We start from the raw sequence: 13,221 nt of genomic DNA, 5'->3' as shown, positions 1-13,221 counted from the left end.
GTCAATCCGACGATTATGGAGGTCGTGGTGACCGATCTGCTGGGGCCGCTGCTGGAGCCCGCGATCACCCTCGGTGGGGTGCCGATGAGCTGGGCGGAGGTGCTCGGGTTCGCGACGGGGGTGCTCACCGTCTGGCTGGTGGTCCGCCAGCACGTCTGGAACTGGCCGATCGGCGTGGCCAACGTCGTCCTGCTCGGGCTCGTGTTCCTGACCTCCGGCCTGTACGCGGACGCCGCGCTGCAGATCGTCTACGTCGCCCTCGGCCTCTACGGGTGGTGGCAGTGGCTGTACGGCGGGGCCGGGCGGACCTCGCTCACCGTGTCCAGGACCGGCCGCGCCGAGTGGACCTGGCTCATCCTCGCCGGCGTCGCCGGCACCGCGCTGCTCACGGCCGTGCTGTCCGCGTGGACCGACTCGGTCGTGCCGTTGTGGGACGCCTTGACGACCGCGCTGTCCCTGATGGCGACGTACGGCCAGTGCCGCAAGCTGCTGGAGTCATGGTGGCTGTGGATCACCGCCGATCTCCTCTACATCCCGCTATATGCGTACAAGGAGCTGTATCTCACCAGTGCCCTTTACGTGATCTTCCTGGCGTTGTGCGTCGCCGGGCTGCTCGCCTGGCAGCGCGATTTCCGGCGGGTCCCGGTGCCCGCCGCATGACCGGATTCGCGCACGGTCTCGTCATCGGCAAGTTCTATCCGCCGCACGCCGGTCACCACCACCTCATCGACACCGCCGCGGCTCGCTGCGCGCTCGTGACCGTGGTCGTGGCCGCGTCGAGTGTGGAGACCATCCCGCTGGCCTGCCGTACGGCATGGCTGCGGGAGGCGCATCCGCAGCCGCACGTGGTGATCGCGCCGGTGGTCGACGACATCGAGGTCGACTACGACGACCCGGAGATCTGGGCCGCGCACGTCGCGGTGTTCCGGCACGCGCTGGCGCTGTCCCACGGCGCGGCCGGCCCCGAGGTCGACGCCGTGTTCTCGTCCGAGGAGTACGGCCCCGAGCTGGCCCGCAGGTTCGCGGCCACGCACGTGGCGGTCGACCCCGGGCGGGAGCGCCACCCGGTGAGCGGGACCCTGGTGCGGGCGGACCCCGTGGCCGCCTGGCCCTGGCTGACCCCGCCCGTGCGGGCGCATCTCGCCTGGCGCGTCGTGGTCGTGGGCGCCGAGTCGACCGGCACGACCACGCTCGCCCGCGCGCTGGCCGCCCACTACGCGGATCGCGGCGGCGTCTGGGCCGCCACCCGGTGGGTGCCCGAGTACGGCAGGACGTACTGCGAGGAGAAGCTGGCCCTGGCCCGCCGGGCCGCCAAGGCGGCGGGGGAGCCCGAGCCGTGGCTGGACGACCTGCGGTGGGCGCCGGAGGAGTTCACCCTGATCGCGGAGAGGCAGCTCGCGTGGGAGGAGGCGGCCGCGCGGGCGGGATCCCCGCTGCTGTTCTGCGACACCGACGCGCTCAGCACCGCCCTGTGGCACGAACGCTATCTCGGCACGGTCAGCCAGGACGTCCTGGGTGTCCACGAGCGGGCCCGCCACGACCTGTGGATCCATACGAGCGTGGACGGCATGCCGTTCGAGCAGGACGGCTGGCGCGACGGCGAGCACATCCGCCACGGCATGGACCGGCGGTTCCGCGCGGAACTCGCCGATCGCGGACTGCCGCATGTCGTTGTCAGAGGCCCGCACGAGGAGCGCCTGGCCGCCGCGGTCCAGGCGGTGGACACCCTCGTCGCCACCGGCCGCCCGTTCGCGCCACCGCTCTGACACCTCCACACTGGATCACATGGTCTTTCGCGTGACATTCGTGTGTACGGGCAACATCTGCCGTTCCCCCATGGCGGAGCACATCGTCCGGCGGTGGCTCGCGGACGAGGGCCTGGACGTGGAGGTGGACAGTTCGGGTACGCACGGGTGGCATGCGGGTAATCCGGCCGACCGCCGCACGGTGGCGGCGCTTCGCCGGGCCGGATACACCTCGGCGCATGCGGCGCGGCAGTTCCGCCCGGTGTGGTTCAACCGATACGACCTGATCATCGCCCTCGACCGGGGACACCACCGGGACCTGCGCTCGATGGCCCGCACAGACCTGGAACGCGAGAAGATACGCCTCCTCCGCGAGTTCGACCCCAGCGCGGACTCGCTGGACGTGCCGGACCCCTACTACGGCGACCGCGCCGATTTCGAACGCGTACGCATGCAGATCGAAGCGGCCATCCCCGGTCTTATAGCCGCGATTCGCACGCAGCAGCCTTCCGCCGCGTCAAAATGAGACTCCGCATCCGTCCTTACCAATATGTGGGGTTTGTTGACGCGGCGGCGCATACCTGGTGCGAACCGCTGGGGGCGCGGGAATCCAGCCGATGGCCGGGCATCCGCAGGTCGCCACCATGAGGGCCGCACGCTCGTTTTCCCCTTCGCGATTCATGAAATCGCAGACGCAGGGTATTCGGGATTAGCGTTTCGCAAGCGCGCGTATACGAGCGAATATGGCTTGGGCCGCCTCGCCGCCAAATCCGCCCGGCTCGTCTGGACGCCATTCGACGCCCATGTGAACACTGGTTCTGTATCGCAATCGTCAGGCGAATCCAGGAGGAGACGCTCATGGAGCGGAAGCGACTGTCACTGCTGGCCGCAACACTCTTCGGTGCCGCGACCCTGGTGATGGGCCAGGTATCTGAAGCGTCAGCCAGCCAGATTCCAGCGACCACGACATCCATCGGCGCCTCAACGGTCACAGCCCTGAACACGGAATCCCTGCTGAAACCACCACCTCATAACGGCCACGACGGCCACGGTCACGGTCATGGCCATGGGCACGGCCACGGGCACGGCCATGGTCACGGGCACGGGCACGGGCACGGGCACGGTCACGGGCACGGTCACGGGCACGGTCACGGGCACGGCCATGGTCACGGGCACGGCCACGGTCATGGGCACGGTCATGGGCACGGTCACGGCCACGGTCACGGCCACGGGCACGGTCACTAGGGCTACGCCCGTCGGAACCATCAACCACCATCGAGCGGAATGCCGTACATCACCGCGATGTACGGCATTCCCCTCCCCGTGGAAGACCAGCGCGTACTCGGGGAGGTTCGGCAGTCGGCTGCGGTGGATCATGACGTTGTGATGCCGTCTGCGGGCACGCGGCTCCTGCCGCTAGCGGGGGCCCTAAAGAGTGGACATGCGCACTCCCGGAAGCCCCCGGCGAGAGATCAGGATCTCCGCGACCACGATGCTGAACGGCAGCTGCAGGAGGATGAGCACCGGCAGGGCCGCGCGCAGCGTGACAGCTGCGTAGGTCAGGGCGAAGTTCCGGATCATCCAGGCCTGATGCTCGCGGAACCGTCGCTCGCGCGCGGCTCGATAGGCCAGCAGGTGTAGGTTGACGAGCACACCGTAGACGCAACCCGCGCGCGTCCCGTCATGCCGTCTTGATCGCTCCGCCGTCGATGATGTGGTCGGCTCCGGTGGTGCTCGCCGCGAGCGGCGAAGCGAGGTAGGCGACCAGGGCGGCGACCTCCGCGGGTTCCACGAGCCGTCCCGTGGTCATGCCCATCGTCGCGGGCAGCCCGGCCACCAGCTGCTCCCGCGCCAGCCCGAGTGAGGCGGCGAGCTGGGCGCCGTAGCCGTCGGGCGACTCCCACATGGCGGTGCGCACCGGCCCGGGTGACACGGTGTTGACGCGAACGCCCGCAGGCCCGAACTCCTCCGCGAGGGCCTTCCCGAACGCCGTCAGGGCCGCCTTCGCCGTCGTGTACGGAACTGGGCCGGCGTGCGGGATCCGCGCGGAGTTCGAGGAGACGTTGACGACGACTCCGCCACGCCGCAGCAGACTGGGCAACGCGGCCCGGGTCGTGCGAACCGCCGCGAAGAGGTTCAGGCCGTAGATCTCCGCCCATTGCCCGTCGTCGAAGGACAGAAACCCGCCCACCGCGTCGCCATCACCCCCGCCCACGTTGTTGACGAGCAGGTCCAGCTCACCCAGCTCCGCCAGTGCCGCCGCGACCAGCCGCTCCGGCCCGCCGGCCGCCCCCAGGTCCACCGGGATCGCGATCGCCCCCAGGTCCTTAAGCTCCGGCGTCACCGTCCGCGCGGCCGCGACCACGCGCATACCCTCGCCGCTCAGCGCCGCGACGGTGGCGAGCCCGATCCCCTTGCTGGCCCCGGTGACCACGGCGGTCCGACCGCTCAGCTGCAGGTCCATTCCACGCCTCCTAATTGCATCGTTTACGACGCGCCAAAGCTATAACTCGCAACATCAATGTCGCAAGTCCTTCGGATGCGGCTACCTTGATGTAGTGTTTCCTGGTGACACTGCAGCACGAGCTCCTCCGCATCGGCAGCAAGCCGCTCCGCGCCGACGCGGAACGGACGGTGCACACGATCCTGGAGGCCGCCGAACGCGTACTCTTGGTCGATCCTGCGGCCACCATGGAGCAGATCGCCGAGGCCGCCGGCGTCGCCCGCACTACGGTTCACCGGCGCTTCGCGACGCGCGAGGCGCTCATCGACGCCCTGACCCGGTGGGCGACCGCGCAGTTCGCCGCCGCCGTCGACGGCGCGGTGACCGACGCCGCGCCACCTCTGGTCGTCCTCTACCGGGTGACCGCGGACGTGCTCCGCGTCAAGATCGGCTGGGGCTTCGCCATGAACCGGGCCGGAAGCTCCACGGATCCGGAGATCTCCCGTGTGCACGCGAACGTGCTGGAGGAGTGCGATCGGCTCTTCCGCCGCGCGCAGGCCACCGGGCTCCTACGGTCCGACGTCGACATCGAGTGGGCACGGCGCTGCTACTACGCGCTAATCCACGAGGTGACCCAGGGCGGAACCGCCGACGCGGACATAGACACCCTGACCACCCTGATCGTCGACACGCTGCTACGGGGATTCGGGACCGATCCCGGACGTGCGGCCACCGGCCTCTGACCGGCCAGATACGTTGCCGATCGACCTGACCACGGCCACAAGACCGTGGTCCTGCGCTGACGGGCCGCCCTGTTGGAGGGGCGGCCCAGACGCTGTTTACCAGTCCTCTCCGCTTTCTTCCTCTTCCTCTTCGAAGATCTCTTCGATGATTTCGCCGGCCACGAGGCCGCCGACAACGCCCGCGGCACCGGCGGCCGCGACCGCACCCCAGCCTGGCCCGCTGCGGTGCTCATGGTGGTGCTCAGCGTGGTGGTCGCCGTAGCCGCCCATGTGGTGGCCGCCGCCTCCGTACTGGGCGAGGCCGATCAGCCAGCGGTCGATCTCGCTCGCCCAGTCGGTGCGCAGGGCTTCGTCGTGGCTGAGGTGGAAGCGGCCGACGGCGTCGCCGGAGTGACCCGAGCGCGTGTCGGCCTCCAGGATGACCTCCAGCCCGGTCGCGCTGGTCACGAACGTCAGCTCGATCTCGTTCACGTGGCCCGAGTGCTGGGGAGGCGCGTAGAACTCGATCTCCTGGTAGAACGGGAGTTCCTGGCGGGTGCCGTACACCTGGCCGGCTTCGAGGTCGGCTGACTTGAACTGGCAGCCGAGCTGGATCAGGGCGTGCAGGACCGCGTTCTGGGAGGGCAGCGGCTGGACCGCGATGCTGTCCAGGTCGCCCTTGTCGACGGCCTTGGCGATGGCCAGCTCGGTGCGCACCCCGAGCTGCATGCCGTGCAGCTGCTGGCCGCCGATCTCGCTGATCGGCGTCTCGAAGGGGATCGGGGTCTGGAAGTCGATGGCCCGCTCCTCGCCCTTGCGCAGGATGAAGGGACCGGAGGCCTGGAAGCGGAAGAACTCCCCGAGACCGCTGCCTTCGCCGTCGCCGTGCTCGATCTCCACCCGCGCCACCAGGCCCAGGATGATGTGCTCGATCTCGGCGTCGAAGTCGCCGCCCTTGAGCCGCACCTGCCCGGTCAGCGTTCCGCCGGGCTGGATCCGGGGCACGGCCAGGACCGTGTCCACCGAGGGTGCGCCGACGCCGAAGGCTCCGAGCATCCGTTTGAAGACCACCGTTGCTTCTCCTGTCACGTTGGACGATGAGGCATGCCGGAGGGCCAAACGATCATCTCGGGCGTGAGGTTCCTGGGATCGGGCTCGGATAGGTGACAGTTTCCTCCTCATCCGGGTGTCAGGATGGCGGCCACGAGGGCCCCGGCGCCCGCGGCGACAGTGGCGAGGACGAAGCCGCTGGTGAACCCGGAGAGCGTGGCCCCGGTGAGGCTGGCCCCGAGCATCGTCCCCACCGCGACCGGGAGGAACAGCAGGCCGGTCTGCAGGGCGCCGATTCCCCGCGCGTGCTGGAAGTAGAAGGTGCCGAGGAAGAACACCGCGATCATCAGCGCCGTCGCCATCAGGATGAGGAACGTGCCGGTGGCCACCGGGCGCCGTACCAGCAGGGCGAGGCCCATCAGGGGCGACCTGGCGGTCTTCTGCCTGGCCACGAACGCCAGATAGCCCAGCGCGGCCGCCAGCACGAGCCACCCGGTCGTGGCGGTGAGCCACCCGTGGTCCCCGGCCCGGGTGATCGCGTATATCAAGGCGCCGCCGGCTCAGGCCCAGGTCGAGCTCGATGTGCGGCAGCGCGATGGCCACGACGGTGATGTCGAGGATCAGCATCAGCTGGGCCACCCCGAGGAATCTCGCCCGCGTCGTCATCGCGACGGTGCAGTCTCTCCTGTCGCCTCCGTGAGCGGTACGGCGGCTGACAGCAGTCTCTCCGCCAGCACGCGACAGCGCCTCCCGAGCTCCGGAGGGTCGAGCACCTCGAAGTCGTGCCCCAGCAGGAGCACGTGCATGAGCACGAAATCGAGGCTGCCCGCGCCACTGAGCACCTCGCAGCGCTCGCTCCCTCGCGGCCGTACGACAGCCGCCGACGCCGGAATCTGCGCGCGCACCGTATCGGCCGAGGCGTGCACGAGGAAGCGCGCCTGGTGCGGGTAGACCCGGCTCGCCACGCTCTCCTGCACGTACGCCGCCGCGTCCGGCGCCGCGCGCGGGCGGAAGCGCCTCGTCCGTGCGGACACCTCGGTCATCCGGTCGACGCGGAAGTTGCGCCAGTCGTCGCGGTCGAGGTCGTAGGCGAGCAGGTACCAGCGCCGGTCGGAGGCGACCAGCCGGTAGGGCTCGACCCGCCGCCCGCGCACCTCGCCCCCGGACGGGTAGTCGAAACCGGCCTCGACCTCGTCGCGGCAGGCTCTGGCCAGCGTCATGAGCACCTTGGGGTCGACCGGCGTGCGGCCTCCGCCGAAGGACTCCACCGAGCCGGACAGCGCGCGCACCTCGTGCCGCAGCCGGGTGGGCAGCACCCGGTCGAGCTTGGTCAGCGCCCGGAGCGCGGCGTCGCCGGCGCTCGCGACCGCGCCACCCGCGCCGGCGAGCAGCGAGACCGCGGTGGCGATCGCCTCCTCGTCGTCGAGCAGCAGCGGCGGCAGGGCCTGCCCCGGGCCGAGCTGGTAGCCGCCGCCGACACCCTGGCTGGCATGCACCGGATAACCGAGCGTGCGCAGCCGCTCGACATCACGCCGCACCGTACGCGGCGTGACCCCGAGCCGGTCGGCGAGCTCGGGCCCGGTCCAGACCTGGCGCTGCTGCAGCAGCCCGAGCAGGGTGAGCACCCGCTCGGTCGTACCCCGCTCGCCTGCGCCCATGTCGCCCACTCTGCCAGAGATAGCGGACCGATTCTGTCCGCCAGGGGTGCCAGAGTGGCTCCATGGACGCAGACGAACTCGACTGGAACCGGACGCTGCGCGAGCAGTGGGAGTTCCACTGGAACCATCAGCTCCGAGCCCGGCTCGACGGCCTCACCGACGAGGAGTACTTCTGGTCGCCGGTGCCGGACGCCTGGAGCGTGCGGCCGCGCGGCACCTCGACGGTGCCTGTACAGGTCGGCGCCGGGGACTTCACGATCGACTACGCCTTCCCCGAGCCGGTCCCCGCGCCCTTCACCACGATCGCCTGGCGACTGGGTCACGTCATCGTCGGCGTGCTCGCCATGCGCAACGCGGCGCACTTCGGCGCGCCGGCGGCATCATGGGAGACCTGGGAGTACGCCGGCGGCGCGGCCACCGCGCTCGACCAGCTCGAGGCCCAGCTCGACCTCTGGCTGGCCGGCGTGCGCGGCCTCGGCGAGGCCGGGCTCCGGGTCCCGGTCGGCGCGAAGGAGCCCTACCCCGATGCGCCCATGGCCGACCTGGTGCTGCACATCCACCGCGAGCTGATCCACCACCTGTCCGAGGTCTGCCTGCTGCGCGACCTCTACCTGCACACGAACGGAACAACCCGATGAGCCGCCACATCCAGGTCACCTTCGACGCCCACGACCCGCGGGCGCTGTCGTCCTTCTGGCGCGACGCCCTGGGCTACGTCCACCCCGGCCCGCCCGGAGTCGACCTGCCCGAGGGCGCCGACCCGCTGGCCGCATGGGACGACTTCCTCGCGCGGATCGGCGTGCCGGAGGAGCAGCGCAACACGAGATCGGCCATCGAGGACCCGGACGGGCACGGCCCACGGGTGTTCTTCCAGCAGGTTCCGGAGGACAAGGTCGTCAAGAACCGCGTCCACCTCGACGTCCGCGCCGCTCCCGGACTGCAGGGGGAGGAGCGGATGGCGGCGCTGGAGGCCGAGTGCGATCGGCTCGTCGCCCTGGGAGCGACGCGGGTGCGCCGCTACGACCCCGATCCTCCGATGAGCGCCGGCTTCATCGTGATGACCGACCCCGAGGGCAACGAGTTCTGCCTGGACTGACAGCCCGCCCGGCATCCGGGAAGTACCCTTTGTCGGCGTTCTCGCCTCAAGGCCCCTCGCTGCCTGAACTGATGGTCCGGGCGCTGTCCTCGGTCGAGCGCTGGCACGAGATTCGAGTAAGTGCGGTCAACTCTCACGTACAAACCACGGGGTCGGGTGGAGAATTCGTGCCATGCGAGCTCGACTGGCCATCGGTGACTTTTCGCGAATGACTCACCTGAGCGTGAAGGCGCTACGGCACTACCACGCCGTCGGGGTGTTGGTGCCGGCCGAGATCGACCCGGCGTCCGGCTACCGCTTCTACGTTCCGGATCAGGTGCCGATCGCGCAGGTGATACGCAGGTTTCGCGACCTCGGCATGCCGCTCGACGAGATCAGGGAAGTGCTGGGGGCGCCCGACGTCGACGCCCGCAACAAGCTGATCGTCGCGCACATGCGGCGGATGGAAGCGCAGCTCGCCGAGACGCAAACCATGGTCGCCTCGTTGCGCGCGCTGTTGGAGCGGCCGCTCGCATCTACCGCGGTCGAGCACCGGTCGGTGGGTCCGATCCGAGCTCTCGCGATCTCCGAGCACGTGTCGGCGTCGGACCTGGATGAATGGTGGAATGCGGCGTTTCGCGCGCTGGACGCGACGCTGGCGGCGGCAACCGTCCCGGCGGCCGGCCCCCGTACCGCGCTGTTCTCGGCCGAGTACTTCGAGCTCGAGGCGGGCGAGGTCGTCGCGTATGTCCCGATCACGGGCGAGATGGACGCGGTCGGCCGGACCAGGATGGTGGAGATCCCCCCGGCCGAGCTGGCGGTGGCGGTGCATGCGGGTAGCCATGCCGACCTCGACCGGACCTACGGCGCGCTGGGCACCTACGTGGCGGAGCGGGAAATCGGCGTCGCCGGGCCGATCCGCGAGCAATACCTGATCTCGGCGTTCGACACGACTGACGAGTCCCGGCACGTGACCGAGGTCTGCTGGCCGGTGTTCCAGACCAAGCCCGCATCCTGACCAGCGCGTACGGCCCGGCGCTTGACTGTCCTGTAACGGGAGGCTTGACGGTTGGCGCGTGGACGAGATCAACAGCGCGCTCGCCCGTGAGCGCCAGGCCGACCTGCTGCGCCGAGCCCAACAGCGGCGGGACAGCCAGACCGCGAGCAATGCCCAGGCCCGCTTCGGCCTGTCACGCGAACTGTGGTTCGTCGTGCTCGGGATCTTCCTGAACTACGTCGGCTACGGCGCCGTCCTGCCGTTTGAGATCATCTACCTGCACGACGGTCGCGGGTTCAGCCTGGGCGTGGCGGGACTCGTAGTCGGCTTGATCACCGGCGTCGCGGTTGTGACCGTGCCAATCGCGGGCCCGCTCATCGACCGCTTCGGGGCTCGTACGGTCGGCGTGGGCGCCGGCGTTGCCCTGGCCGCCGGTTATGTCGGCCTGGCGTTCGCGTACGTTCCCGCGCACGCGTTCGTGGCCGCCGCGATCGCCGGCGCCGGAAACGGCGCACTGAATCCCAGCCAGTCGACGCTCATCGCGACGCTCGCACCGTCGCACCTGCGCCATCGGGCCACCGCGATTTCCCGGGTCGCCGGCAACGTCGGCATCGGGATCGGCGGTGGCGTCGGCGGTCTCGTCGCGGCATACGGCGTGACCGGGTTCGTGCTGCTGTTCCTGGCCAACGGCCTCACCTACCTCATCTACGTGTGTGTCCTGGTCGCCGTCGTACGGGACGACACGCGGCCGGAACCGGTCGCGGGCGGTTACCGGCTCGTCGTCCGGGACCGGGCCTTTGTCCAGCTCGCCGTCACGAACACGGCGATGATCGCGGTCGGGTGGGGTGTCTTCACCTGGCTGGTACCTCCGTTCGCCGGCGGCGACCTGGGCCTCAGCGCGCAGCTGATCGGCTTGCTGCTTCTGGCCAACGCCGCCACCGTTGCCGTGGCCCAACTGCCGATCGCCAGGCTCGCCGAGGGTCGCCGGCGGGTCGTGATGATGGCGCTGGCAGCGTGGCTGTTCGTCGGCGCCTACCTGCTCGTCCTCGCTGCGGGCGCCAGCCCCGGAGCGGTGTACCCGGCACTGTTCGCGGCGGCGATCGCGGTCGCGATCGGCGAATGCTTCCACACGGCCGTACTGATGCCGCTCACCGCGGATCTCGCGCCAGCCGGTCTGCGCGGGCGGTATATGGCGTCGATGGGCCTGTCGTGGTGGTTGGGCCTGACGATCGCGCCCGTACTCGGCATTCAGCTGCTCAGCGCGTCTCCGACGGCGGCATTCCTGACGGCTGCGCTCGTGGCACTGGGGGCCGGCGCCTCAGCGCTGATGATGGAACGAGCACTGCCCGAGTCGTCCCGCCTTACCCCTCGGCCATCACCCGAATCGGAGCGGAGGACGTCATGAGCGAACTCACCAGCGCCCGAGGCCGACCGCAACACGCGTCGCGGTCGTGGCCGGCCTCGGCATCGCGCTGCTGATCCTGGCCGCCGCCTATGTACGGGTACGACCACGAGGACCGGCTGACCTCCAAGGCCACCAATGGCACTGCGGGCGCGGGAAGCAACACGATCACGCCGACCGGATGGCGATCCGTCCAGCAAGACGGGCGCGCGCTTCCAGATGGCCGACCGGCACCGAGACTATGTTCCCCAGTAGTCGGACAGCATCTGGCCGGGCCACTCGGGCTCCCTGATCTCTCCGCGGGGACCCATCTCCCGGAAGTAGGGCCCGATGTCGTAGACCGGGGTGCCGTCGATCGCGTCGAGGTCCGCCACGTGGAGATCCAGTCCGTCGACCTTCAGCAGACGGGGGAAGGACTGCGCGAGTTGGTTGGGGCGGCGGTGGTTGCGGTGCGCGAATGTCCCGGTGGCGGGCCAGCGGGGATCATTGCGAGGGCTCCGGGCGTGCAGTGCGACGTCGCCGGGGGAGGCTTGGTGGAAGTGCCAGACGACGATGAGGTGGCTGAACTCCTCCAATCCCCTTACGACGTCCAAAGGGAAGTCAGGGTCGAGGCGGATGATCGATGTCTCGGTCCAGCGATCGTCGGTCGGCGACACGCGTCCTCCCACCACGACGCCGATCGGAGTGATCTCCAGCGACTTCGTCATTGCCGTCCTCCTCGCGCGGGGCTCCGGGTCAATCTAAGCCCGCCAGGTACGTGGCGGCTCGCCGATCAAACGCGGCCACGGCGGGTATGCCCCGGCGACGGAACGGCGCTAGATGACGCCGCATGTCGGGATGTCCGCGCCGTAGGGCGGGGCGCGGCTCGCCATTGCTCGCCGAGCGCGTTGTTGATCATCATGGGGAGGTCGGCGGATAGAGCGTGAGATCGAAGACGTTCCGTACGCCTCGTCCGCATACTGGGTGTGAACGGGGCCACGCGCCCTCTGGACGGGGCGAGAGCCGACGACGCCTACGAACGCGACATGACCAGATACGCCGAGATCGTCGGCCTTCGCTGACCTGGCTGGTCTAGAAGTATCGCTTGAGTTCGTCGGTGCCACGCTGGCGCCTCTAATCGCAGGACCCGAACCTATCTGCTGGATGCCTACCCCCGCCTTGGCGTCCGCTGTCTCATGATCTTGTCGTGGTGTTTGGCCGAGCTGAGGGCTTGTTCTTCGCGGTGGAGGGTCCGCGGGTTGGTGTGCTGCCCTGATCGCGCGTGCCGGATGGTTCTTCGGGTCGTGGCAGGTGGGCGGGCGGTAGGTAGATCTTTTCACGGGGCTCGTGACCTGCGGCCTTGTCGCGGATCAAGGCCGGGTTTCGTCGTAGGTGCCAGATAGCGTGGGGGTGGTTGTTCGGGATCTGCCGAAGCGGAAGGGGGGAGTTTTCCATGCTCGGGTTTCCGTTCGAGGTGCGGGATTCCTCCCGTGCGGGAGGTGCCTGCGGTCGTGGGTTGCCCGCGTTCTTGAAGGACACGGTGCTGGACCCTGACCACGTCCCGCCCCAGCGTCCCGCCGCCGACGCCTCCGGCGACACATACGGTGACGCACGGCAGCAGGACGCACGGCAGCAGTTCCTTCATGGCCCTTCCACCGACGGTGCCCGCTCCACCGACGCCGGCCCTTCCACCAACGGCCCTCGCTCCACCGATACCGGCCGCTCCACCGACGGCCCCCGTTCTGCCGGCGGCGCCCGCTCGGGGCCGCAGGCCTGTGGTGAGCCGGTGGGTTCCGGGGTGCTGGTGTCGGAGCTGAGGCAGCGCGCGTCCCTGCTTGCGGTGTCCGACCTGCCCGAGGGTGCCGGGTTGTGTCTGGGTGAGACGGAGGAGTTGCTGTTCACGCGGGATCGGCTGGACTCGGCGATTGCCGCGCGGGTGGGGCGGGTGCATGCGGCCGGTGAGGCCAGGAGTGCTGCGGGTGGCGGGCATGCCTCGACCGGGACCTGGCTGCGCGCCTCGGCGGGGATGAGCGGCGGGGGCGCGTCCCGTCTGATCCGGCTGGCGACCCAGCTGGCCCGGCTGCCCGTCGTGCGGGACCGGTTCGCCTCCGGCACGCTGGCCGAGGGGTCGGTCGATGCGATCTGTCAGG

Annotated in this window: 16 protein-coding genes; 9 read left to right on the top strand and 7 right to left on the bottom strand. The window is 69.8% G+C overall.

Features of this window, described 5'->3' with window-relative positions:
* Positions 1 to 27 precede the first annotated feature (27 nt).
* Genes pnuC through Aple_RS14085 form a run of 3 tightly spaced genes read left to right on the top strand, consistent with a single transcriptional unit; the run spans position 28 to position 2,271 of the window.
* A complete protein-coding gene (gene pnuC / locus Aple_RS14095) occupies positions 28 to 660 on the top strand; it encodes a nicotinamide riboside transporter PnuC (RefSeq protein WP_246264455.1) in 633 nt (210 codons plus the stop codon).
* On the top strand, positions 657 to 1,766 hold the full coding sequence (locus tag Aple_RS14090; RefSeq protein WP_155345023.1) for an AAA family ATPase: 1,110 nt from the start codon (positions 657 to 659) through the stop codon (positions 1,764 to 1,766). Before pnuC ends, Aple_RS14090 begins: the two co-directional genes overlap by 4 nt.
* A gap of 19 nt (positions 1,767 to 1,785) precedes the next feature.
* The gene (locus Aple_RS14085; RefSeq protein ID WP_155345022.1) at positions 1,786 to 2,271 is read left to right on the top strand and encodes a low molecular weight protein-tyrosine-phosphatase; all 486 of its coding nucleotides are present in this window, start codon (positions 1,786 to 1,788) and stop codon (positions 2,269 to 2,271) included.
* Positions 2,272 to 2,726: 455 nt separating this feature from the next.
* Here Aple_RS14085 and Aple_RS52990 read toward each other — a convergent pair whose 3' ends face one another.
* The 3 genes from Aple_RS52990 to Aple_RS14070 are packed head-to-tail and all read right to left on the bottom strand — an operon-like array spanning position 2,727 to position 4,209.
* A complete protein-coding gene (locus Aple_RS52990) occupies positions 2,727 to 3,122 on the bottom strand; it encodes a hypothetical protein (protein WP_176644300.1) in 396 nt (131 codons plus the stop codon).
* Positions 3,123 to 3,173: 51 nt separating this feature from the next.
* Positions 3,174 to 3,398 (bottom strand): DUF2306 domain-containing protein, encoded by a 225-nt coding sequence (locus tag Aple_RS14075; protein WP_155345021.1) that lies wholly within the window; start codon positions 3,396 to 3,398, stop codon positions 3,174 to 3,176.
* Positions 3,399 to 3,426: 28 nt separating this feature from the next.
* A complete protein-coding gene (locus Aple_RS14070; RefSeq protein ID WP_155345020.1) occupies positions 3,427 to 4,209 on the bottom strand; it encodes an SDR family NAD(P)-dependent oxidoreductase in 783 nt (260 codons plus the stop codon).
* 104 nt (positions 4,210 to 4,313) lie between these two features.
* Between Aple_RS14070 and Aple_RS14065 the strand changes: the two genes are divergently transcribed.
* Positions 4,314 to 4,931 (top strand): TetR/AcrR family transcriptional regulator, encoded by a 618-nt coding sequence (locus Aple_RS14065; protein WP_246264450.1) that lies wholly within the window; start codon positions 4,314 to 4,316, stop codon positions 4,929 to 4,931.
* 96 nt (positions 4,932 to 5,027) lie between these two features.
* Here the strand turns inward: Aple_RS14065 and Aple_RS14060 are convergent, their stop codons facing one another.
* The 3 genes from Aple_RS14060 to Aple_RS14050 form a co-directional block, all read right to left on the bottom strand.
* Positions 5,028 to 5,981, bottom strand: coding sequence for a sporulation protein (locus Aple_RS14060; RefSeq protein WP_155345019.1), 954 nt, complete (start codon positions 5,979 to 5,981; stop codon positions 5,028 to 5,030).
* A 107-nt stretch (positions 5,982 to 6,088) separates the two neighbouring features.
* Positions 6,089 to 6,508: an MFS transporter gene (locus tag Aple_RS14055; protein WP_218038322.1), complete on the bottom strand. Its 420-nt coding sequence runs from the start codon at positions 6,506 to 6,508 to the stop codon at positions 6,089 to 6,091.
* Between the two features lie 114 nt (positions 6,509 to 6,622).
* The gene (locus tag Aple_RS14050) at positions 6,623 to 7,618 is read right to left on the bottom strand and encodes a helix-turn-helix transcriptional regulator (RefSeq protein WP_174889822.1); all 996 of its coding nucleotides are present in this window, start codon (positions 7,616 to 7,618) and stop codon (positions 6,623 to 6,625) included.
* Positions 7,619 to 7,680: 62 nt separating this feature from the next.
* On the opposite strand from Aple_RS14050, the gene Aple_RS14045 reads away from it, so the two are divergent.
* The 4 genes from Aple_RS14045 (at position 7,681) to Aple_RS14030 (ending at position 11,095) form a co-directional block, all read left to right on the top strand.
* Positions 7,681 to 8,256 (top strand): DinB family protein, encoded by a 576-nt coding sequence (locus tag Aple_RS14045; protein ID WP_155345017.1) that lies wholly within the window; start codon positions 7,681 to 7,683, stop codon positions 8,254 to 8,256.
* The gene (locus Aple_RS14040; protein ID WP_155345016.1) at positions 8,253 to 8,714 is read left to right on the top strand and encodes a VOC family protein; all 462 of its coding nucleotides are present in this window, start codon (positions 8,253 to 8,255) and stop codon (positions 8,712 to 8,714) included. The genes Aple_RS14045 and Aple_RS14040 overlap by 4 nt, the downstream gene beginning before the upstream one ends.
* Positions 8,715 to 8,886: 172 nt before the next feature.
* Positions 8,887 to 9,711 (top strand): MerR family transcriptional regulator, encoded by an 825-nt coding sequence (locus Aple_RS14035; RefSeq protein WP_155345015.1) that lies wholly within the window; start codon positions 8,887 to 8,889, stop codon positions 9,709 to 9,711.
* Positions 9,712 to 9,769: 58 nt separating this feature from the next.
* Complete coding sequence (locus Aple_RS14030) at positions 9,770 to 11,095, top strand: MFS transporter (protein ID WP_155345014.1); 1,326 nt, start codon at positions 9,770 to 9,772, stop codon at positions 11,093 to 11,095.
* 236 nt (positions 11,096 to 11,331) lie between these two features.
* Here Aple_RS14030 and Aple_RS14025 read toward each other — a convergent pair whose 3' ends face one another.
* The gene (locus Aple_RS14025; protein WP_155345013.1) at positions 11,332 to 11,799 is read right to left on the bottom strand and encodes an SAM-dependent methyltransferase; all 468 of its coding nucleotides are present in this window, start codon (positions 11,797 to 11,799) and stop codon (positions 11,332 to 11,334) included.
* Between the two features lie 725 nt (positions 11,800 to 12,524).
* Between Aple_RS14025 and Aple_RS14020 the strand changes: the two genes are divergently transcribed.
* On the top strand, positions 12,525 to 13,221 hold a 697-nt coding region (locus Aple_RS14020), incomplete at its 3' end, for a DUF222 domain-containing protein (RefSeq protein WP_155345012.1).

The sequence above is a fragment of the Acrocarpospora pleiomorpha genome (genome assembly GCF_009687885.1).
Taxonomy (GTDB): Bacteria; Actinomycetota; Actinomycetes; order Streptosporangiales; family Streptosporangiaceae; genus Acrocarpospora; species Acrocarpospora pleiomorpha.
The sequence above is the reverse complement of the archived record's forward strand: the minus strand, read 5'-3'. Positions and strand labels throughout refer to the sequence as shown.